Raw genomic sequence first — 23,075 nt, 5'->3', positions numbered from 1 at the left:
TATTAGTAAATCAACTATTTTTATCTCTTATCCTTTTAAGAAATGTTTTTTGGTGTCATTTATATTTAATAAGAACCGACAGTTGTTCATACAAGCAACTGTCGGTGTAATACCGTAAAAGATTAACTTATAACGGAATTGGAAGGGTTAAAACTTAGCCGTAATGCCAATTTGATAACGTCTGCCTGTTGATTGTAAAGCTGTAACACGTTCGCGAACATCAGCATACTCTAATATGTGTTGATCGGTTGCGTTTATTACTTCTGCAGATACGGTTAAGTCATCGTTAATATCGTAAGAAGCGCTTAAATCAAGTTGGCCATATGCATCAACATGCTGTGGTAAGCCGTTACTGCCAATTGTAGGCCCTGAACGATATGCCAAAAATGCATCGCGCCAGTTATATGCAGCTCTTGCTTGAAAGCCTTCTATTTCATAGAAAGCGATGACATTATATGCGTTTTCAGAAAACCCTTCTAAACCACTGCCAGGAGAGGCAACATTTGGACGTTCAAATTCTGCAGAGTCATCATCTTTACTATTGGTATAGGTATAGTTAGCTTGCACTCCAAAACCACTTAACCAACCAGGTAAATAATCAAAATAGTGCAATCCGGCTATTTCAAAACCGTTAATTTCACCACCACTACGATTCGATTTTTGAGTTATTGCTTCATAAACGGAACCCCAGCCATCAATAACTAGACCAGTATCAACACTGTTGGTTTGTGTTGAAATAAAGTTAGTAATATCTTTATAAAAAACACCTAATGAATAAGCATTGCCAGCATCATCATAATATTCAAATGATGCATCTAACTGGGTGGCTTCATATGGTTGTAAATATGGATTACCACCGCTTGTTGCTAAATCACCGGCGCGTGGGTTTTGTTGGTAACTTTTATTCACGCCAGTATCTTCTAATGCAGGGCGTGTAATTACTTTTGCTGCCGCGGTTTTGATGAAGTAACCGTCACCAAAATCCATATTAATATTTAAACTAGGTAACCATTTTTGATAGTCTGTGGCAATTTTAATTACCTGAGGATCAGTATACGTGGCCTCTAAAGCTAAACCACCACCATCTTGTACTGGTTTTTCAATTAATGATAAGCGTTCAATAGTATGGCCTGATGAAGATGTTTCAGTGTCTACATAGCGTAAACCTAAATTACCATTCCAACTGAAAGCACTAACTTCACCCATTAAGTTAACTTGACCATAAATGGCAAGAGTTTCTTCTGTATTTGCAACAGATTGTTCCTCTTTTAATAATTCATCAGTCCAGTTAGGCTCGCTTCTAATATCGCCAATAGCATCTTTATATTTTTCAATATCGTTAACTAATACAAATTCTCTTGGGAAATCTCCTGAAAACCCATCTAAAAAGTTGCTATTATTGAGTGAAAATAAACTATCCTCTAATTCAAGCGCTGTTCCACAAGTACTTACACGTGTTTCTGTCGGCTGATCTAAATTACCACAGCCATCACGTATAATATAAACCTGTTGAGACTTCTCGCGATCACCATAGGCTACCCCCATATCTATCGAGCTAATAAAACCATCATCAATCTCATAATTTGCATCAAATTTAACTTCTAAAATTTCATCTTCCACTTCGGTATGTCTGATATCATTCCAGTGGGTTCTCACTGATGCAGGATCTGAATAATCAATACTTGACTCTATTTCAATAATATCTCCATTTCGGCTATCAAAATTAATGTAGTCTTGACCAACTATTAACCCTAATTCTTGATTCGGCATGTAACCGTCATCGCCTGGTTTTACACTTTGGTCAACACTATTATTGACTATGTGTGGCACTAAAGTATTGCTTCGTTGCTCTGCTGTTGCTTTTGAGTAGGCAACATCGGTATTAAATGTCCATCGATCCATAAATAATAAAATATTCCAGCCTAGGGCTAAGGTTTCTGAATCTTGTCCACGTTCTTGGAAAAGACCATCAATTGGACTAGCAGATTTGGTTGCCTTAATCGCGGTCATATTTTCGGAAACAATTACATCTTGCCAACCGGCATAATGTAGTGGTACTTGCATACCGTTACTTAATGCTTGGCGACTTAGATCTGAATATAAAAGATCAAAAGTATGGGTAGTATTGTCATTTTGTGCCCACTGAAAAGTTAAGTTGGTACTCGTACGCTCTCTTTTTTCGGTGTCAATGGTATAAGTAGCACGGCCGGGGTACCAGATAGTACCTTCTGTGATAGTATCCCCTAATTCATTGGTAATTGGCCCTGGTGCTACGTTAGTATTTTCTGCTTGAAAAGATGACCAATGGGTTGTGCTTGCGGCATCTATACGATTATTAATAGATTGTGTCGTAAAACCAAATAACACGCCGAAAGTATCATCTAAAAAGGTATTACTAATGATCGCAGAGGCTTTAGGATCAAATTTTTCTGATAAATCATTGTATTTAGTATTTATTGAGCCAACAGCATGAAAGCCTGGCGTATTTAGAGGTCGAGCAGTATTTACATTAATATAAGCTCCTAAGCTACCTTCAGCAATATTTGCCCTTGAAGCTTTGATGACATCAGCACCTGCAATTAACTCAGAAGGTAAGGTTTGAAAATCAAACTCTCTACCACGATCAGTTGTGGCAATAGTTCTATTGTTAACTTTAACCGCGTTAAATTTAGGACCTAAACCTCGAACTGTTACTTTCGAGCCTTCACCATTTGTACGCGAAATCATAACACCTGAAATACGCTGTAGTGATTCGGCAACGTTTTGATCAGGAAATTTACCGATATCCTCAGCAACTATACTGTCTTGAATAGAAGCCGAATGTTTTTTCAAGTGCATTGACTCCGTCAAACTGCTGCGAATTCCTGTTACTTGAATAACTTCAACATCACCTGACGTTTCTTCGGCTTGTACGATGCTTGAGCTTAATGCAGCTGAAACAGCTAACGTTAATGGTAGCACGGTAAATCGTGTAATTTTTTTCATATATCCCTCTATTTATTTTCTTGTTTTATAAGATAGCACTAAGCTAAACATATTACGTTTAACTTGGTGTTATCTTATAAAATCACTTATTTAGAAAATAAGCAATAGGCTATTAATAAAATTTTATCTCCGTAGCTTTTGATACAAGCTTCATTAGAAAAATGTTGGTGAAGATATAACTTATTGTTTTTCCCTTGTAATCAGGAATAAAAATGGTAATTAGTCTTTTAGAAAAATGATGAAATTTTATTATGGTAAATGTCGTATTTAGATATGGAATCGGTTTGAACGGGGGAAGCTGAGATTACAAGTAACTCAAGTGACTATTTATACATGGTTAATGAAGGTTTAAATCAATCGATACAGTAATCATCAATAAATATATAGAATATCAAAAAGAAAACGTTATCCTATATTGGCAGTTATGTTCATTACCTTATACTTAAGTAGATGATGATGGGGTTCTAGTTTTATTTTTAAGCTGCGCTAGCTTTTCTTCATTTAGATCGTAATGACCAAGTAAGTAGTAGCCAATAATTGCTGCTATCACTGTTCCTGAAACAAGAAAAACACGCATCATTAACATTGAACTTGAAGTTTGTTTGCCGCTTAATAATGCGTCAAATTGTTAAAGCCTGTCAGTTATCTGACAGGCTTTTTTGTATTTGTAGGATAATTTTCGGCTTTGTTGTTCCTCGTCAGAAATATTTATATCTGAGTTCGCTTAAACAAATAGAAATAAGTCAGTTAGGACAATATATAGTGGCGTAGTGATTTGGGATATTACAAAAATTTGTCTGTAGTAATTTGCTAATTTATAACAAAAATTAGCGACATATTAAGTTAATTAACCATACAAATACTATTTGAATAATTTTTATAGTATACGTATTGAAAATAGCAACATCCTATGTTTAACTAAGTCGCATCTTTGTTAGGGGGTTATCGTTCTAAAGAAAGTTTATACACCAAGAATTGTTGGCATGGACGCCCATTCAATTGATAAAAGTTGGGATCATCTGTGGTGCATACCTCTTAAGTTATCATGTTCAGGAGGATTATGTTAATGATGTCAGGTTTTGATTTGAGCTAAGCGCTAAATCAAAGCGGGTGACACCTGAAGTTTAGGAAAATTAACTTTTCCTAAACTATAAACGTTATCAAATACCATTTTAGATGCAGACGCTAACCACGTATAGGCCTTACCTCAAGTAATATAGATTAGCAAAATACTGGATGAATATAATTATCACTTGAATAAAGAACTAATATCTCCTGAATATCTGAATTATTCCGTCAATTACAAGATAAAGTCGATATTGGAATTGAAACAGATAAATGTGAACAAATGTTTGGGGAACATAGTTAAATATAGCAGTAGCTAGCCGCTTTTCTCGTATCTTATGAAGCAGGAAGGGTTCGAGCAAAGCCTCTAATTATAGAGTATTACCACACCGAAATTCTACTTAGGGAGCAATTGTATATAGTAAATATTGAAGTAGACCAACAAGCATTTACTAAATTTTCAAAGATTTTAACGGAAATAAAATAGGATTGTCGTGAATAAAAACAAAAAAATAAATCGTTATGTGATTGTTGGTGGTGGAACAGCAGGTTGGATATCTGCAGCTATTCTTGCAAGAGCATTGCATAATAGTGGTTGTGAAATTGTTTTGGTTGAATCACCCCATACACCAACAGTTGGAGTAGGTGAAGCGACTATACCTTCTATAATGGATTTATTAACATACCTTAAAATTTCGGCTAATGACTTTATCGCTAAAACTAATGCCAGTTTTAAATTGGGTATAAAGTTTGTTGATTGGTACCAAAAAGGTCAGCATTATTGGCATCAATTTGGTTATGTCGGCAATAAAATTGATGGTAAACCTTTTTATCAGCATTGGTTGAAACATCATTTAAATGGCGGAAAGTTTCAATTTACTGACTTTTCGCCAGCCATTGCCATGGCAAAACAGAATAAGTTTTATATACCCGATCCTCAAAAACCTAATAATTTATCAAACTCAACTTATGCACTACATTTTGATGCTGGCTTAGTGGCTACCTTTTTGAATGAATATTGTGTTAAGAATGGCGTTAAACATCTTAAAGCTCATATAGATACCGTTAATACCAATGAACAAGGGCTAATATCGTCATTAAAACTGGAAAATGGTAATCAAGTAGATGGCGATTTTTTTATTGATTGCTCTGGTCAACATGCATTAATAATTAATAAAACATTAAGAGTTGGCTTAGAAAATTGGCAAAAATATTTGCCAGTAGATAGCGCTGTTGTTGTGCAAACAGAAAAACATCCCGACTTTCCACCTTATACAGAATCAACAGCGCATGAGCATGGTTGGCGCTGGCAAATACCGCTGCAAAATCGGACGGGAAACGGTTATGTTTATTGTAGTGATTTTTGTGATGATGAATCAGCGAAAGCATTATTGGAAAATAATATCATAGGCAAAAAATTAACTGAGCCAAGAGTAATAAAATTTGTAACTGGTAAGCGTGACAAAATGTGGTTTAAAAATTGTCTTGCAGTGGGACTATCATCAGGTTTTCTTGAACCGCTGGAATCAACAAGTATCCATTTAATCATGAAGTCGATGTTAACGTTTGTACAAACCTTGCCAGATAAAAATTTGCAACCTGCGACAATTAATGAATTTAATCGATTAATGGATATTGAATATACCTGCATCAGAGATTTTATTGTTTTACATTATTGTACTTCGCAAAGAACGGATTCAAAATTTTGGCAAATGTGGCAACATCTTGAAATTCCTGAAAGTTTAACCAATAAGCTTACTTTATTTAGAGAGCACGGACGGTTGTTCAAAAATGACTTAGATCTATTTTCATCCGATAGTTGGTATGCTGTTTTAGAAGGAATGAAAGTTAGGCCCAAGAGCTATGATCCCCTCATTGATGCTTCAAAGTTCGAGAAAATTGAAGCAGCATTACCGGATGCAATAGCAGCGCTGGAACATAATGTCGCTCAACTATTAAGCCATGAAGAATTTGTAAATAAATTAGCAATTAATATGTGATCTGGCCCTAAATGAGTTTGTAATATTCATAAGCTTTGGAACAAAAATGTTGAAACAAAATAAAATTTTGGTCAGATTACTTTCTCATCCTTTGGTTAAACTAGTCATCCATTTGTTTTACATATGTACATTAAGTTTAATTTTCACTACTAATGTCAATGCTGAAGTTAGTGTTCAGAACGATTTAAATATCTTAAAACCTTACAGTATTGAAAACACAACAGTGCACAGCCTCTATTCAGCTAAACTAACACGCGCTTATCAGTTGTTTATTCAAACACCACCCGGTTATCAAAAAGTCGAAAATTCTAAACGTAATTATCCAGTTATATACATTAATGACGGTCCGACAGCATTTCCGATTATTTCAGGAACTTTACGCCCTGGTATATCTTCAGGTATGTTTGAACCAGCTATTCTTGTTGGTATTTCTTATGCGATAGGAGAGAGTGGGATGAATAGCCGTATCCGTGACTTTACACCTAAACTAGCACCTAGTTGGAATTCTCATATCACGGGCGGGGCACCACAATTTCTTGATTTTGTTGCAGATGAAGTAGTGCCTTTTGTTGAAAACAATTTTCGAGCATCTTCTAACCATAGGACACTCACAGGGCATTCGTTAGGCGGTCTTTTCAGTGTGTTTGCGCTTGCGACTAAACCCGAACTTTTTTCAAGTTATATAATAACGAGTCCATCTATTTGGTTTGAAGATGAATATATATTTAAAGTAACAAAAGACTTTCTGGCTAAAAAAAAGCAGATTAAAGCGAGAATCTATATTGCCTCTGGCAGCCTAGAGTTAATGAAAAATGCTAAAGGTCAAACAATAAGTGATGTTATTGAAAATTTTTCTTTGCTTTTTGAAGATAAAAAACAACCTGAAATTGAGCTTGTAATTGATACAATAGATGGGGCTAATCACCATACCATTTTTCCTATGGCCTTTGCTAAGTCGCTACCTTGGCTTTTGAGAGCGCAATAAAAATAGAGATGGTAAGCGATATATAATGGCTAAAATTTATTGTATTTCTTAACATTTCAAATTAAAACGAACCAACACCGAATTTACTTATTTCTGAAAATCTTGCCTTGATAGATTTCTTCGCAAAATAGAAAATCATCGCCAACTCTTCAATTGTTAACAAAAAACACTACCAAATTGCACACAATGTGTAGTATATTAAGTGCAGGTGTTTTAGGTTGTATTAACGCTGGCTAATAAATACAGCATTATCAACCAATGTTAGAACTGATTCAGTTGGTATAAAGGTAGAGAGATATGAAAAAAATAAATAGCATAGGCATATTATTGCCATTGTTGCTCCCACTTGTTGCTTGCCAGCAACCTGCTTCACAAAATGAAGTTACATCACTATCAATTACAACTCAGTCTTTGATCCCTTTAAAAGGTATTACGTCTTTTGAAACTAACGACATACAAGTTGATGTTAGCGCAGCGGACGTAGAATTAAACTATGTAAATCAAGAACAAAGCCAAGGTGTTACCGCAGGAAAACAAGCGTTAAAAGTTGACTTTTTAGCAACACAAGCACCAGAGCCATCAGTGACTTTAACACCAAAAGCAGCTTGGCAATGGCATGAACTTGGCGATTTTCGTATAGCGTTAGATATAACTAATAGCACCGATATTGCGACTCACTTGTTTGTGCAAATAGGTAATGAACAAGGGCAAGTACATAATCGTAGTGTCAATATTCCCGCTAACACCAGTAATACTTACCACATTGAATTAAAAAGTATCGACTTAGATATTGAATCGGGTATTCGCTCAAATCCACTGGCATGGCAGTCAACAGAAACTCCTTTTATCTGGCGTTGGGGGTGAAAAAAATATCGAATTATCGGCGGTTAATCGTATTAAGTTTAGCGTTAGTCATATGCTAGAAAATCGCACCCTAATTTTTGATAATGTTCGTTTAATAAAAAACCCACCGAGATCTTTAGCTTATTTAGAAAATTTGGCTGATCAATACGGACAACGTGTTGGTTTTAATTCAGAGTATGATATTTCATCGGATCAACAGTTAAAATCGATTAGTCAGCAAGAGCTCATGCAGCTTGATAATAAGTTAATGGCTGACCGCTCAACTTTTGGTGGCTGGAAAAATGGCCCTAAGTTAACCGCGACTGGTTATTTTAGAACGGAAAAAGTTAATGGTATATGGACCTTAGTAGATCCAGAAGGCTATTTATTCTTTTCTACCGGTATTGCCAATGTTCGTATGGCCAACACGTCTACTATTACCGGCATGGACTTTGACAAAAGCTTAATCAAACAAAGAGCTAAAGGTGATTTAACGCCGGAAGACTCACTTGGTTTGAATCCCGTCAGTGAAAAAGCGAAGGCAACCGCCTACGTTGCATCAGATATACGTCGTAATATGTTCACTTGGTTACCTGAATATGATGAGCCTTTGGCAAAACATTATGGCTATCGACGTTCGGTGCATCAAGGGGCATTAGAGCATGGTGAAACCTTTAGTTTTTACCAAGCAAATTTAGAGCGAAAATACGGTGAAAATTATATCGAAACATGGAAAAACGTGACGATAAAACGCATGCGGAATTGGGGTTTTACCTCATTTGGTAACTGGATTGACCCGATGTTTTATCATGACAATCAAGTACCATACTTTGCTAACGGTTGGATTATCGGAAACTTTAAAACCGTTTCTAGTGGTGATGATCTATGGTCACCATTACCTGACCCATTTGATCCGTTATTTGCAACTCGTGCAAGAGTGACCTTAGAACAAATTGCTGAGGAAGTTAAAAATAATCCTTGGTGTGTGGGCGTATTTATCGATAACGAAAAAAGCTGGGGCAATAACACCAGTACAAATGGTCGATATTCAATTGTCATTAATACCTTAAGACGTAGTGATAAAGATAGCCCTACCAAAACACAATTTACTCAATTAATGAAAAGTAAATATAAAGAAATTAGTGCGTTAAATTCGTCGTGGAAAACGCAGATTGATTCATGGCAAGATTTTTCTAATGGTGTTGATTTAGCCGAATTTACTGATGAGCAGTTAGTTGATTATGCCGATATGTTAACGCTATACGCCAATGAATATTTCAGTATTGTTAAAACAGAGCTTAAGCGTGTATTGCCAAATCATATGTACATGGGAGTTAGGTTTGCTAGCTGGGGAATGACACCGGAAATTATTGCTGCCGCCAAGCCGCATGTTGATGTGATGAGCTATAACATCTACAAAGAAGGCGTGCATAGTAAATATTGGCAATTTTTAGAGCAAGTTGATATGCCAAGTATTATTGGTGAATTTCACATGGGCGCCATGGATACTGGCTTGTTAAATCCTGGATTAGTGCATGCGAAAACACAACAAGACAGAGCCCAGCAGTACCTAAATTATATGAATACTGTTGTTGATAACCCTTATTTTGTGGGTGCTCATTGGTTCCAATATATCGACTCACCATTAACCGGCCGAGCTTATGATGGTGAAAATTACAACGTTGGTTTTGTTAACGTTACCGATACCCCTTATCAGCCGATGATCGAGGCAGTAAAAGGCTTTAATCAGCAATTATATCCTCGCCGTTTTAAAACATTGAGTAAGTAACTTATGAAAATTATAGATGTAAAAGCCTATGCCTTTTGGGCGGGTTTTAGAAATGTTTGTTTAGTAAAAGTTGAAACTGACCAAGGAGTATATGGTTGGGGGGAATCAGGGCTATCAGGCAGAGAACTTGCCGTTATGGGCTGTGTGAAACACTTTCGTGAATTTTTAGTTGGGCAAGACCCTCGAAATATTAATGCTCTTTGGCAAGAAATGTATCGTAGTCAATACTTTGAAGGCGGTAGGGTGTTATCTGCAGCCATTGCTGCCATTGATATTGCGTTGCATGACTTAGTTGCTAAATCTTTAAATATTCCTGTTTATCAACTTTTAGGCGGTAAACAACGCGATCGCATTCCACTATTTGCTACATCGGCTGCACCAATGGGGCAAGCGTTTATTGATGATGTATTAAAGCTTAAAGAGCAAGGTTGGCAAGTGATCAGAGCAACAACCGGCGAACATGGCTGCGCTAATAACCCACAGGTATTTGATCCTCGTGCCTCAATTAATAAAACATCAACTTCATTAATTAAAGCGCGTGAAGTGTTAGGCAATGAGGTGGTATTAGGTATTGATTATCACCATCGCTTGTCTGTTGCTGAAGCGGCTTCTTTTATGTCAAAACTGCCAGCGGGTACGCTTGATTTTATTGAAGAGCCAATTCGTGATCAATCACCAAAAGCGTATCAAACCTTAAGAAGTATGTGTGATGTACCATTTGCCATTGGTGAAGAATTTACCAGTAAATGGGATTTTGCGCCTTATACCGAAACCAGTTTAACCAATTTTGGTCGTATTGATATTTGTAATGCTGGTGGGTTTACCGAAGGTATGAAAATAGCGGCGATGTGTGAGCTACATTATATCGATATGATGCCGCATAACCCATTAAGCCCTATCTGTACGGCAGCTTCTATTCATTATAGTGCCGCAGTTAATAACTTTTCATGGTTAGAGTTATCACCCTACGACGGCAGTACGGAAGTTTTTTCTGAGTACTTTACACAAATGCCAGAAGTTTCAAATAATACTTTTGAAGTTCAAGACGTTGTCGGGCTAGGAATTGACGTTAATGAAGAAAAAATCAAAAACCTTGAATTTAATTATTGGGAGCCACCACGTTTAATTAAACCTGATGGTTCTTATACAAACTGGTGATCCTTATGACAACTAAAAACAAGCTAGACAAGCAAATTGACAAAGGAAAGTTACGAGAAAAGAAATCTTATCAGGTACTGTTATTGGTGTTTCTAAGTGTTGTGATCAACTACATGGATCGAACAAACATCTCAGTAGCGGCATCGGCAATGAGTGAAGACCTAGCATTAACTTCAGTGCAAATGGGCTTAATATTCTCAGCCTTTGGTTGGACATATTCGATACTACAAATACCAGGTGGTATTGCTGTTGATGCCATTCGTATTCGAATTTTATACCCGTTTATTTTAACAGCATGGTCAATTGCTACCCTGATCCAAGGTATGGTGAGCTCTTTTGCTGCCATCATTGGTTGCCGCATGGCGATAGGTGTATTTGAAGCGCCATCTTACCCTTGTAACAATAAAATTATTACTAAATGGTTTCCTGAAGAAAAAAGGGCAGGTGCTATTGCCGTATATACCTCAGGTCAATTCATTGGTCTTGCCTTTTTAATGCCGGTTTTGGCCACTATTCAGCATTATTTTGGCTGGCGTGGTTTGTTTATTATCTCTGGTCTTATTGGCATTGTGTGGGCGGGTATTTGGTATATTTTTTATCGCGATCCAGAAGATCTTGGCTTAGCCAAAAATGCTGAAAGTAAAACTAGCAGTGAATCGCAGGCGAGCGAAAATAGTGCCAGTGAAAAATCCAATAAAAGTAAATCTGTGGTTAGCCGTACTGACTTAATTGCGGTATTAACCAGTAAAAAATTATGGGGAATTTATATTGGTCAGTTCTGTTTAGGCGGCACTTTGATCTTTTTCTTAACGTGGTTTCCTACTTATTTAGTGGAATACCGAGGTTTAGATTTTATTAAATCGGGGTATCTAGCTTCTTTACCTTTTTTAGCGGCATTTTTTGGTGTCTTGGTCTCAGGGTTTAGTTCTGACTTTTTGGTTAGAGTTGGTGTTTCAAAAGAGGTGGCTCGTAAACTACCAATTATTATTGGCATGTTGTTATCAACGGCTATTGTAGGCGCTAATTATACTGAAGATACCTTTTGGGTAATTACCTTCTTATCAATTGCCTTTTTTGGTAACGGTTTAGCCTCTATTGCGTGGATCTTTGTGTCTTTATTAGCTCCTGAGCGTTTAGTTGGTTTAGTGGGCGGCGTATTTAATTCAATTGGAGGTTTAGCTGCGGTTATTGTGCCCATTATTATTGGGATGCTAGTTAGTGATGGTGACTTTAAACCGGCGTTATTATTTATCGCTTCCTTAGCGGCTATTGGCAGTGCTTCATATTTATTTTTGGTTGGCAAAATTGAACAAATTACTGTGCCAGAGTCACCTGAAAATAATTCAGATGAAGTGATCATTACTAAATAACCTAAGCTTGGGTTAAAAATTTATAAAATAATAGGACGTTTTATCAATGAAGTCGTTAAGTACACAAGCGTTAACTGAGCAACGTGAAAATGCATGTCAGCTGATTAGAACACATAAGTTAGTGGCTATTATTCGATTAGCCGAGCAAAGTGATGTTGCTAATGTGGTTGAATGTTTAGTTAAAGGTGGAGTAAAAATTTTAGAGATAACCTCAAATACTCCCGGCTTTACTGAGGAGATCAGCAAAGCAAAAGCGTTATACCCTGATATTTTAATTGGTGCTGGCACCATTATTAATGAAGCATTAGCAACAAAGGCGATAGCGGCAGGGGCGCAATTTTTAGTAACACCGAATACGCATCAGGGTGTTGTTAACTTGGCACATCAGTCAGGCTTACCGGTATTAATGGGTGCTTTAACACCAACCGAAATTGCTAATGCTCATGAATATGGTGCGGATTTTGTGAAGATTTTTCCTGCCGGGGCAATGGGAGTTAAATATTTTAACGATTTATCAGGGCCATTTAAGCAAATTGACCTTATCGCAGTTGGTGGCGTAAATGTTGATAATTTATCTCAGTGGTTTCAAGCAGGCGCTGTCGGTGTCGGCGTGGGTAATGACTTAACCCAAGCTGCTCGTACCGAACAAGAAAAGGTTGAACTTATCAGCCATGTTAAAAAATATATAGGGAAATTATCATGAAAAAGTTAGTGCTTGGCTGCTTATTTACTTGTTGTGCTTTATCAAGTTATAGCTTAGTGGCAACAGCGGATGAAATTGTTATTGATCATAGCCAAAAGGCGAGAAAAATCGAAGGCCATAAAACACTTGGGCGAATAGAGATTATTGCGCCTAAGGCTCTGAATTATTTGAATGAAAATACCCAAATCATTGAATTAGCAACTGGCTTTAAATGGACTGAAGGACCTCTTTGGCTTGATGATAGTCAAACATTAATTTTCTCTGATATTCCAGATAATAAAATTTATCAATATCACGATAACAAGGGCTTATCTGTATACCTAGATAAGTCAGGCGCTACTGGGCTTGTTGCGGGCGATTATTCACAAGGTTCAAATGGTTTGTTATTAAATCCCGCAGGGCAATTGGTGTTATTACAACAAGGTGATCGCCGTGTAGCGGTGATGAATGCGCCTTTATCTAAGCCTCAAGGAAAATTTATTACTATAGCGGGTAGTTATCAAAACTTAAGACTTAATAGCCCAAATGATGCGGTTTATGATCAGCAAGGAAACCTCTTTTTTACTGATCCTCCGTATGGTTTAGCAAAGCAACTAGACGATGTTCGCAAAGAATTAGATTTTCAAGGGGTTTATCGTTTATCGAATGAAGGTAAATTAACCTTGTTAGACAAAACGTTAACCTATCCAAATGGTATTGCCGTATCTCCAGACAATAAAACACTTTATGTCGCGGTGTCAGATCCGAAACAACCGGTTTGGGTAGCTTACGATATTCAAGCGGACGGTTCGGTTAACAATAAACGTATTTTTCATGATGCTAGGGACAATAACCCCAAACAAGATAAAGGCATGCCTGATGGTATGGCCGTTCATTCAAGTGGTGTCGTCTTTGCCACAGGGCCTGGTGGTGTTTGGCTATTTAGTGAAACAGGACGCTTACTAGCTAAAATACACACAGGTAAGTTAACGGCAAATTGCACGTTATCAGCCGATGAAAAACAGTTATTTATAACGGCACATAACAGTGTCTTAAAGGTAAACTTAAATTAAGTTTCAGTAAGAAAACACGTTAATTTATAAAAACCAGTCGCTAAATATACTGGTTTTTTATGTTATAAGGATCAGAGTATTTATCATGAAGCTTATTAAGTTAATTGCATTAATGATGATAACTTTTTTGGGCAGTGTTCAAGCGCAAAACCTAAGTAGTCAACGCTCGTTTAATAGTGAAATTGAATTGTTAAGTCATCATTATTCGCCAATTATTTTATCTCGAGGCGAACAAAAAGTTATGGTCTTGGCTGAATTGCAAGGCCGCGTGATGACAAGTACCAGTAAAGGTGGTGAAGACAAAGGTTATGGCTGGATTAATTATGACTATTTATCAAAGCCACATACTAATGTTAATGCTTCAATGGGTGGGGCTGACCGTTTATGGTTTGGGCCAGACGCGAGTAAATTTTCGTTATTTTTTGAGCCTAATACCGCCACTATACCTGATAACATCAAAGTGCCGGCAGCGGTTTCAACCGTACCCTTTAATGTTATTTCAAAAACAGACGAACAGGTGGTAATGGCGAAAGCGTTAACCATGAAAAACTACCAAGGTTTTAATTTTGAATTTGACGTTGAGCGCACTATTGAGCTGTTATCGTCAGCAAAATTGCCGATAGCATTGCCAGACAGTTTAACTTGGGTGGCTTTTAAAGCATCAACTAAAGTAACCAATACCAGCTCAGTCGCTTGGACAAAAGCAACAGGCTTGTTTTCAATTTGGGATTTAGGTTCATTTTATCCTAACGAGCAAACTACTATTTTTATACCTCTTGCTAAGCCGTTAGCTAAAGCAACACGTTATTTTAGTGACATCAAAACAAGCCATACTCGCATTCAAGGTAATGTTCTTTTTTATAAAGCCGATGCCCGCTATATGAATAAAACTGGCGTTTCGCCCGAGCATGCTAAACCTATGTTTGGTAGTTATGATGCTAAAAGAAAACTACTAACTTTAATTCACTTTCCAATAACTAAGCAAACTAATGTTGATTATGTTAATGGTATTTGGCGTTTTGATGGTGACCCTTTTGGTGGTGAAATTATTAATATTTTTAATCATGGTGTAGGTGAAGATGAAAGCACGTCCGGTCCGTTTTATGAATTAGAAACCAGTTCAATTGCTTTAGAATTAAAACCTAATGAAAGTTATCAGCATTATCAAACTACCCTACATATTCAAGGCGACGAAAGTGCGCTGAATTTAATTACCCAACAAGTTTTTGGGCTTACTCTTGCAGAGATAACGTCTGCTTTTTAATGTTTACGGCTATTGATAATAGCTAAATTTCAGCGTACAGGATATTTCTAAGATGAATAGTGAGCAATGTCACCATATTATTATTGATTGGGGAACAACTAATTTTCGTGCTTTTGCCATGTCAAAAGAACATGAGTTGCTAAGTACAAAAAGCTTACCTTTAGGTTTATTACAAGTTAATAATGGCGAATTTGCGCAAACACTTGAGCAAGTGTTAAAAGAATGGTTAGTGACGTACCAAGATTTGCCTATATTTATGGCGGGTATGGTTGGCTCTTTAAAAGGTTGGGTAAATGTCGATTATGTTAGCACGCCTGCGAATACAAAGAGTTTAGCATCTAATAGTTATTCGTTTGTACTACCGTGGGGAGCAAAAGCTTACATTGTTCCAGGCGTTTGTCATCAATATGATGAAGATAAATTTGATGTTATGCGCGGTGAAGAAATTCAAGTATTGGGGTTAGCGCAATATCTTAATAGCAGTGACTTTGTTGCGATATTACCTGGCACACATAGTAAACATATTACCGTGACTAATCATGAACTTTGCTCGTTCAGCAGTTATTTAACCGGTGAAATGTACTCAATGTTATCTAAGTACAGTTTATTAGGTAAAGATTTACCTGAAAATACAACTTTTGATCAAGCTGCATTTTTACGTGGTGTTACTGATGCACAAGATGGTGAATTTACGCAGCGAATTTTTCTCGCATGGACACACCGTTTATTTCAGCAACTTAGCGTTGAGCAAATAGCGGATTATTTATCGGGTTTATTAATCGGCTTTGAATTAAGAAAGCTTAAACTCAATACTTCGGTATATTTAGTTGGTGCTTTGGCGTTATGTCAAAAATATCAATTAGCAGCAGGGCAGTTAGGCATTAACGTAATTTTAGTTGACGGTAATGAGTGCTTTTTGCAGGGAATGTCACAATTAATTGACCATGTTAATTAATTGTTGAATTAATTTTCCTTCTAAAGATCGGTATGATTAAGCTATTGCTTCAATTTGCATAACATTAGAAACCTGAACTCAGGTCAAGGAGATATTATGTCCCCACAGTTAAAACTCAATTATGTTGAGTTTCCCGCTTGTAATATTCCAGCTACTAAGACATTTTTTGAAAAGGCATTTGGTTGGAGCTTTGTAGATTATGGGCCTGACTACACCGCTTTTTCTGATCAAGGACTTGATGGTGGTTTTTATCAATCTAAGCTCACTTCTCTTGCAACTAATGGCGCGGCTTTATTAGTGTTAAAAAGTGATGATTTAGAGCGTACCCAAACCATTGTTGAAGTAGCAGGGGGCATAATCTCAACCGCGATATTTTCTTTTCCAGGTGGCCGGCGTTTCCACTTTATTGAACCAAGTGGCAATGAATTTGCGGTTTGGAGTTTAAGCGACAGTTAGCTCGCATAAAATTATAGTTTTTGTTAATTTAAAAGGTTTTTCAGGTAAACTATTTTTCCTGTAAAGTGCGGTTTGCTGAATTTTTAGCTGGTGCTTTTTAAAAAATCAAGGTTGCGTTTACAGCGCACTCGTTAGATAAAAAAATAATAAAATGGAGTAAATATGAAGAATCTTTTCACTACGATAACGGTAGTTGCAGGGTTAATGGCAAGCCCAATGGTGTTAGCTAATACCCCAGAAACACAAAAATTAGGTACCTGTTTGGTTGATACTTTAAATGGTAAAGAAAGAAAACATTTAGCGAAATGGATCTTTTTTTCGATTGGTGCTCATCCTGAAATAAAAAATTTTTCAAGCGCAACACCTGAAAATATTGAAAAGTCAGATAAATATGTTGGTAACTTAATCACTAAAATTTTGACAGTAGACTGCCCAAATGAGCTAAAATCGGCTTTTAAATCTAACCCGTTAGCTGTACAACAAGCATTTGAGTTAGTGGGTAAAGTTGCAATGCAGGAATTAATGACTAATCAAGATACATTACAAGCATTAACTAATTACTCAAAATATGCAGAGATTGAAAAGATTAATCAGATTATGACGGAACAATGATTTGTAATTTAGACATAAATAAAAGTAGGTATTAACTAGATAGGAGTGTAGAACGTTGACTGCGAAATTGCCTCATTGGGTAGAGGTTGGCGCTTTCATTTTGGCTTTGGTTGCTGGCTTTGTGAATGCGGTTGGTTTGCTTAGTTTTGAACATCAATCTGTTTCTCATTTATCGGGTACAGCAACTTTATTAGGAACAAGCGTATTAAATTCGTCTTTTCAACATGTTCTGCACTTATCTGGAATTTTACTTTCATTTTTGTTTGGCGCGATCATCGCCGGTTTTTTATTACATGGTTCTACGTTAAAACTTGGACGGCATTACGATACCGCTTTATATCTAGAGTCAGCTTTGCTCTTGACCACTTTAGGGTTGCTAGCGATGGGATCCTTTTATGGACATTTTTTTGCCTCTGCGGCATGTGGTTTGCAAAACTCTTTAGCTACAAGATATAGCGGTGCAATTATACGTACAACTCATGTGACAGGAATTTTCACTGATTTAGGGATCATGTGTGGTGAATTTCTTCGAGGTGAAGCTTTAGATAAACGTAAAGCTAAGTTGTTTATTATTATTATCGCCGGGTTTATTTTTGGCGGCACCGTAGGGGCGTTGTTATACACGCAATATCAATTTATGTCATTGTTATTACCCGCAGGGATCTGTTTATTACTTGCTATAATTTACCGTTTTTATTGTCAAAATCAAGCCATTGAAAATTAGCTTTCACTTTATGTGGATCTGACCCTTTATATTTATGTGGATCTGACCCTTTTTATTTTTATAAACACACCTCTTGATAATAATCTTCAAAATCTTCTTGGCTGTTGGTGTAGGCCCGACAAATTTTTATGATAATGCCAGCAAAAGGTAAAATGGATTGTAGATAAAAGTCACTTCCCATAAAAAAGTAATATCCTAAATTATGTTATGACTAGTTGGTGGTTGGTCAAGTCAATTTATTACAGGCTAGTTTAAATTTTATTTTAACCTACAAATAAACTTATTTTTTGGCTTGAATCTAGAGGGGGGTTGTTCTTTAGTTGAGAAAAGGGCTTACGACAATAGCGTAAGCCCTTAGGTTAAATGGAATCTTAAAGAATTAGTGAGCTAATTCTAAAATACCCCAAACTTCAAGATTACTAACAGATACAACTGCATCGCCATTCGCATTGGTCGAAACCGCGACGGTTGAACTTGTTCCATCTGGTAAGTGTAATTTCGCTGAGGTTACTCCTTCAGGGAAATAACTTGCAGGAATTGCCACTTCAACATTGTTCAGTATTGGTGTTACCCCACCCGCAAACGGACGATTAATCAGGTGTACTACGTAAGGTGCCGTTGAGTCTGTTTCATGGATACGAGATACAGCAGACACAGTGTCGTTGGCTACACTGCCGTTGATGCTTACATTAATTTGTAAACCAGCAATGGTGCCACGTTGGCCAATATGTCTAACTTTGCTGCCTTGATCATCTAATACCTCTCTTTGTGCAGTGGTTAGGAAGTTTAAGTCACCGTCATAAAAAATGTGCTCAAATTTATCGAAGTCAGCTTGGCGCGGCACGACAGCATAACCAGTGTCACCAAACACTAACATGTCAAAGTTGATGTTATCTTCGGTTAAAATTTTCACGCTTGATTGCACTTGGTTACCACCGTCAATGAAACCTTCTTTCATTGAGCTGAACATAGCATGAACATAACCCGCTTTAGCATAAGAAGTGTAACCATCTAACAAGTTCGCTTGTGCACGCACAAATTGATAGATGTCACGGTAGTTATCAGCACCCGGCGACCAAGTCCACACATCGCCCCCTACCCATACATTAGCAGGAATAGAGAATAAACCTCCATAAGCATAAGCTTGAGCAACCCAACCACGGCCAAAACGCGGAGCACTTTGTTTACGTAGTTCGTCAAACTCCCAAGGATATGGGAAGTACGCTAACGTTTTACCCACTGCTTGTGCACCTTTTAAGTGTACAAGAATATTGGTTGGTAGCTCGGCAATGCTAGTTTTTGCACCTAAATTCAATTCACCAGATAAAAAGGTAATATTCTCATTAAATACATAGCCACGTGATTCAAATAGGTGTGTACTTGCACCAATTTCAATATTAGGTCTTTGCTGGCGTATGTAATCTAATACTTCTGCAAATTTTTGGTTCCAAACGTCACGATTAAAGTAGATAAAATCTTCAAGCATTGGAATATTGCCTTCGAGTCTATCACCTGCATTTGACCATGATGTATGAGTTACACCTGCAGCCAGTAAGTGCTGCTTGTAGTCAAAGGTAGTAATATCGTTAATACCCATAGCACTTAGTTCAGTATAGCTGTATTTCTTCGACAACCAAACTCGGAAATTTTCCATCGCATAAGGAGAGAAATCCCCACCAAAATCACGCATATCGGTTGAACGTGTAGAGTTGGTTTGGGTATCAAACATCAGCTTATCCGGGTTTGCTTTTAATAATTGGTCAACTTGTGACTTCATAAATGGGACAAACGCGGGGCTGTGATTACTTAACCAATTGTTGTTATAACCGTCATGGCTTAAATAGCCCATGAATGTCATACGTACATTACGGCCATCCAATGTTTGAACATAATGAGGCTGTGGATTAGTCGTAAACTCAGTGAACCAACCATAACCCCAGTCGAATTCACCGCGCGCAGTATATTCAAAACCTTCATTTTGAAAATCATCAACAACATTTACCGCCCAATCCATGATCACAGTATCATCGTAGAAATCGTGTTCAGGTGGATGTCCCCAGAAGGCACCCGTTGCGCCAAAGTCAGCGTATGGTGTGTCACCGTCAACGACTAGGTTTCGGTTTTGCGGGTAGGTATACCAAACATCAGATTTTAATACCTTATTGGCTAATGGAATTTCCACTGGTGTTTTTAAATATTGTAAACCAGTTGCAGGCCCTTCGATTTCAGCAACAAGATGTTCGTTTGGATTGTAGACACGAGGTTGTTTAACTGTGCTGTCGTTAACTTTAGCTAAACGGACTAAGTCGCCACTCCACTGCCAATCTGATCCACCAACTGCTTCAATATGTAGCGTATGGTTACCAGTGCTTTCTACGACTAAATCACCACCATACAACTCATATTCTGCTGCGATATCCCAGCCACCTGTGCTGTCAAAATATCCCCAAGCAAAAGGTTCGCCGTCGATATCAACACGTGCACCATAACTACCACCCGCAGGTGTTGATACAGTAATGAATGCTCTATATGTACCAGCTTCTAAAAATACATTGTGGTATTTACCCCAATCTCCATTGGTAACCCAACCAACGTTTGAATCACCTCTAACAAAGCCATCGTTTGGATCGCTCGCGACTCGGCCAACAGTACCTGTTTCGTCAAAGTCTTCTAGCTGAATATAAATTCCGCCTGGTGGTGGTAAAATTGGATCAACCACAACTTGGCCGCTCGATCTAAACATACTAGGGCTTAAATTACTTGGGTGAACAAAGTTTGTGCCACCGTCAACATCTATACCAAAACCGATGCCACTCACAGCACCACTGCCACCGTCAGCGTTTCCAAGTCTTAACTCAAAATTATGCCAACCAGGTGTGAGGCTTAAATCTGAAGTTTGAGACGAGTTTTCCCAGCTATCATTTGAAAGCACGAGTTGACCGTCGATATATAGACGAACGCTATCATCTATATGTTCATAGAAAGAAATATGACCATCTGCGTCATAAATCTCACCTCGGAAGACTTCAGTAGAGTTTCCTCTAATGTCATCATCGGTTTCGAGTAAATCGGTTGTCACATCATAGTTATCAGGGTTGGCAACATAGCCTTCTTCACCTACAAAGTTAGTTGCGCCATCTACACGACCAAACAATAAACCTTGACCATTGTGATAATAACTATCACTTGGCTCACCACCATTGTCGATCACACAACCTGACGCATCAACTTGTGTACCCGCTGGTGTATTTGGACATTGGTCTATATTGTTTGTTACGCCATCATTATCGGCATCTAATTGCGACTCACCACAACCTGAATTATTGACCGCTTCACCTGCTGGTGTGTTCGGGCAAAAATCTTGCGAATCTTCTATGCCGTCATTATCTGTATCAGCAAATGTTACTTGACATCCATTTGAGTCTACAGTTGCGCCTGGTGGTGTATTTGGACACTGGTCGATATTATTGTTAACACCATCATTATCTGTGTCGTTATCAATAATAACTTCACAGCCATCAGCATCAACTGTTGCGCCAGGTGTTGTATTTGGACATTGGTCGATATTGTTATTAACGCCATCGTTGTCCGTGTCATTATTCTCAATAACGACACAACCAACAGCATCAACTGTTGCACCTGCTGCTGTATTTGGACATTGATCGATATTGTTATTTACACCGTCATTGTCACTATCTAGCTGAGATGCACTACAGCCATTAATATCAGCAGGTTGTCCTGCTGGGGTATTCGGACAAATGTCTGAACCATCTAATACGCCGTCGTTATCTGCATCTTGCTCAGGCTCACCACCATCACCATCTAAGCTGGTGAAAGTTAACGCATCACCAAACCACAACCAGCTAAATTCGCCAGTTGAACTACCCGCTTGCACACGAATAGTATGGGTGCCAGCTGTAACATATTCAGAACTAGTTAGTTGAAAATCTTCAAAATGGGCTTGATTACCTGTATGAACTGGTACTTCATTAATTTCAGTGCCATCAATAAATAATACGGCCGTTGCATGCGAAGTTTGCCCTGATGCCAACATAGATATGCTGTAGTTGCCAGATGATGGGAAATTAATACTATAATCAACCCAATCAGTAGTTTGTACACTATCAATAACAGTATGCTTGTCTTGTGGGTAACCACGCTCACCAATAACCACACCTTGTGCTCTTGAATCATCACTACCAGTTGAATCAAAAGCTTCCATCTGGATCACAAAGGATTCTCCAACCGGATCTGAGCCTCCATCTAGTTGACAACCATTATTGTCAACTGTGACACCTGATGGGGTATTAGGGCATAAATCTTGATTATCATCGACACCGTCATTATCTGCATCACCAACAGGCTCAGCGGATGAAACTTGAGTTAACCTAAATGATTCTAAGTTCCATTGCCAAGCTGAGCCTACCGCTAACAAGCGAACAGTCGAAGTACCCACTGGTAATGTCACTGTATGAGATGGCGTGAGTGATTGAAAGTCATCCCAGTTACCATAAGGAACAGCAACCGAGCCTTGACTTTGCCATGTACCATTTACATTAACAAGCACTTCTATATTGGGTCCAGATGAAACACTGGTCCCAACAAAATATTCAATATCGTATTCCCCCCCCAGAGCATTAATATTGTAATCAACATAGTCGCCAGCATTAACGAAATTAATCGCGCCTTGACCGTTCACATTGTAAATAGTGACAGGGTTCGGTTGCCCATCACTATATGTGCCGCCTGAGTTGGCAAACGATTCTGCTTGTAACACTAGTGTCTCTGCTTGTGCGTGCACGCCAAGTAGCGCAAATGAAATTGCAATACTTGAGTTCAACAGAGAGCGTTTAGTTTTAAACATCTTATTCTCCAATTTTTTTATTATGTGATGTAAGTTTTTCTTACTCGCGATTAACCTTGTTTAAACCAAGCACCTGCTTGTCAACAATCGCGAAGCAAAGCATCTTGTTAATTGATAACAATATTCAATAAAACAAAAAAACAGGGCGATATTTATTTACCCAATATCGGCCCTGTCTCCGATCAATATTGTGAATCTATTGATCTGATACTTTGCATAATTAGACTAAATTAATCCGAACAAAATAACA

The 23,075-nt window shown here is 37.8% G+C and carries 15 protein-coding genes; 13 read left to right on the top strand and 2 right to left on the bottom strand.

What is annotated here, in order from left to right; translation table 11 throughout:
* Positions 1 to 147: 147 nt before the first annotated feature.
* Positions 148 to 2,985, bottom strand: coding sequence for a TonB-dependent receptor (locus tag ACSLUO_RS10155; RefSeq protein WP_448248419.1), 2,838 nt, complete (start codon positions 2,983 to 2,985; stop codon positions 148 to 150).
* Positions 2,986 to 4,544: 1,559 nt separating this feature from the next.
* Between ACSLUO_RS10155 and ACSLUO_RS10150 the strand changes: the two genes are divergently transcribed.
* The 13 genes from ACSLUO_RS10150 (at position 4,545) to ACSLUO_RS10090 (ending at position 17,961) form a co-directional block, all read left to right on the top strand.
* On the top strand, positions 4,545 to 6,050 hold the full coding sequence (locus tag ACSLUO_RS10150) for a tryptophan halogenase family protein (RefSeq protein WP_448248418.1): 1,506 nt from the start codon (positions 4,545 to 4,547) through the stop codon (positions 6,048 to 6,050).
* A 46-nt stretch (positions 6,051 to 6,096) separates the two neighbouring features.
* Positions 6,097 to 7,035, top strand: coding sequence for an alpha/beta hydrolase (locus ACSLUO_RS10145; RefSeq protein ID WP_448248417.1), 939 nt, complete (start codon positions 6,097 to 6,099; stop codon positions 7,033 to 7,035).
* A 297-nt stretch (positions 7,036 to 7,332) separates the two neighbouring features.
* Positions 7,333 to 7,899, top strand: coding sequence for a hypothetical protein (locus tag ACSLUO_RS10140; RefSeq protein ID WP_448248416.1), 567 nt, complete (start codon positions 7,333 to 7,335; stop codon positions 7,897 to 7,899).
* A 52-nt stretch (positions 7,900 to 7,951) separates the two neighbouring features.
* Positions 7,952 to 9,667 (top strand): beta-galactosidase, encoded by a 1,716-nt coding sequence (locus ACSLUO_RS10135; protein WP_448248415.1) that lies wholly within the window; start codon positions 7,952 to 7,954, stop codon positions 9,665 to 9,667.
* A gap of 3 nt (positions 9,668 to 9,670) precedes the next feature.
* On the top strand, positions 9,671 to 10,825 hold the full coding sequence (locus ACSLUO_RS10130; protein WP_448248414.1) for a mandelate racemase/muconate lactonizing enzyme family protein: 1,155 nt from the start codon (positions 9,671 to 9,673) through the stop codon (positions 10,823 to 10,825).
* Positions 10,826 to 10,938: 113 nt separating this feature from the next.
* On the top strand, positions 10,939 to 12,195 hold the full coding sequence (locus tag ACSLUO_RS10125) for an MFS transporter (RefSeq protein WP_448248514.1): 1,257 nt from the start codon (positions 10,939 to 10,941) through the stop codon (positions 12,193 to 12,195).
* Positions 12,196 to 12,241: 46 nt separating this feature from the next.
* Positions 12,242 to 12,898 (top strand): bifunctional 4-hydroxy-2-oxoglutarate aldolase/2-dehydro-3-deoxy-phosphogluconate aldolase, encoded by a 657-nt coding sequence (locus ACSLUO_RS10120; RefSeq protein ID WP_448248413.1) that lies wholly within the window; start codon positions 12,242 to 12,244, stop codon positions 12,896 to 12,898.
* Complete coding sequence (locus ACSLUO_RS10115; protein WP_448248412.1) at positions 12,895 to 13,950, top strand: SMP-30/gluconolactonase/LRE family protein; 1,056 nt, start codon at positions 12,895 to 12,897, stop codon at positions 13,948 to 13,950. The genes ACSLUO_RS10120 and ACSLUO_RS10115 overlap by 4 nt, the downstream gene beginning before the upstream one ends.
* 85 nt (positions 13,951 to 14,035) lie before the next feature.
* On the top strand, positions 14,036 to 15,214 hold the full coding sequence (locus ACSLUO_RS10110; protein WP_448248411.1) for a DUF6786 family protein: 1,179 nt from the start codon (positions 14,036 to 14,038) through the stop codon (positions 15,212 to 15,214).
* Positions 15,215 to 15,266: 52 nt separating this feature from the next.
* The gene (locus ACSLUO_RS10105; RefSeq protein ID WP_448248410.1) at positions 15,267 to 16,169 is read left to right on the top strand and encodes a 2-dehydro-3-deoxygalactonokinase; all 903 of its coding nucleotides are present in this window, start codon (positions 15,267 to 15,269) and stop codon (positions 16,167 to 16,169) included.
* A 96-nt stretch (positions 16,170 to 16,265) separates the two neighbouring features.
* Positions 16,266 to 16,625 (top strand): VOC family protein, encoded by a 360-nt coding sequence (locus ACSLUO_RS10100; protein WP_448248409.1) that lies wholly within the window; start codon positions 16,266 to 16,268, stop codon positions 16,623 to 16,625.
* Between the two features lie 162 nt (positions 16,626 to 16,787).
* Positions 16,788 to 17,237: a hypothetical protein gene (locus tag ACSLUO_RS10095; protein ID WP_448248408.1), complete on the top strand. Its 450-nt coding sequence runs from the start codon at positions 16,788 to 16,790 to the stop codon at positions 17,235 to 17,237.
* A gap of 55 nt (positions 17,238 to 17,292) precedes the next feature.
* Positions 17,293 to 17,961 (top strand): YoaK family protein, encoded by a 669-nt coding sequence (locus tag ACSLUO_RS10090; protein WP_448248407.1) that lies wholly within the window; start codon positions 17,293 to 17,295, stop codon positions 17,959 to 17,961.
* A 379-nt stretch (positions 17,962 to 18,340) separates the two neighbouring features.
* Here ACSLUO_RS10090 and ACSLUO_RS10085 read toward each other — a convergent pair whose 3' ends face one another.
* Positions 18,341 to 22,825, bottom strand: a complete 4,485-nt coding sequence (locus ACSLUO_RS10085) for a carbohydrate-binding protein (protein WP_448248406.1) — start codon at positions 22,823 to 22,825, stop codon at positions 18,341 to 18,343.
* Positions 22,826 to 23,075 lie beyond the last annotated feature (250 nt).

It is taken from the genome of Thalassotalea agariperforans (assembly GCF_053470345.1).
The sequence above is the reverse complement of the archived record's forward strand: the minus strand, read 5'-3'. Positions and strand labels throughout refer to the sequence as shown.

Bases quoted from the DNA above. Each gene is read 5' to 3' on its own strand.
- ACSLUO_RS10155 (WP_448248419.1), bottom strand. From the start codon at position 2,985: ATGAAAAAAATTACACGATTTACCGTGCTACCATTAACGTTAGCTGTT.
- ACSLUO_RS10145 (WP_448248417.1), top strand. From the start codon at position 6,097: ATGTTGAAACAAAATAAAATTTTGGTCAGATTACTTTCTCATCCTTTG.
- ACSLUO_RS10140 (WP_448248416.1), top strand. From the start codon at position 7,333: ATGAAAAAAATAAATAGCATAGGCATATTATTGCCATTGTTGCTCCCA.
- ACSLUO_RS10135 (WP_448248415.1), top strand. From the start codon at position 7,952: ATGCTAGAAAATCGCACCCTAATTTTTGATAATGTTCGTTTAATAAAA.
- ACSLUO_RS10130 (WP_448248414.1), top strand. From the start codon at position 9,671: ATGAAAATTATAGATGTAAAAGCCTATGCCTTTTGGGCGGGTTTTAGA.
- ACSLUO_RS10125 (WP_448248514.1), top strand. From the start codon at position 10,939: ATGGATCGAACAAACATCTCAGTAGCGGCATCGGCAATGAGTGAAGAC.
- ACSLUO_RS10120 (WP_448248413.1), top strand. From the start codon at position 12,242: ATGAAGTCGTTAAGTACACAAGCGTTAACTGAGCAACGTGAAAATGCA.
- ACSLUO_RS10115 (WP_448248412.1), top strand. From the start codon at position 12,895: ATGAAAAAGTTAGTGCTTGGCTGCTTATTTACTTGTTGTGCTTTATCA.
- ACSLUO_RS10110 (WP_448248411.1), top strand. From the start codon at position 14,036: ATGAAGCTTATTAAGTTAATTGCATTAATGATGATAACTTTTTTGGGC.
- ACSLUO_RS10105 (WP_448248410.1), top strand. From the start codon at position 15,267: ATGAATAGTGAGCAATGTCACCATATTATTATTGATTGGGGAACAACT.
- ACSLUO_RS10100 (WP_448248409.1), top strand. From the start codon at position 16,266: ATGTCCCCACAGTTAAAACTCAATTATGTTGAGTTTCCCGCTTGTAAT.
- ACSLUO_RS10095 (WP_448248408.1), top strand. From the start codon at position 16,788: ATGAAGAATCTTTTCACTACGATAACGGTAGTTGCAGGGTTAATGGCA.
- ACSLUO_RS10085 (WP_448248406.1), bottom strand. From the start codon at position 22,825: ATGTTTAAAACTAAACGCTCTCTGTTGAACTCAAGTATTGCAATTTCA.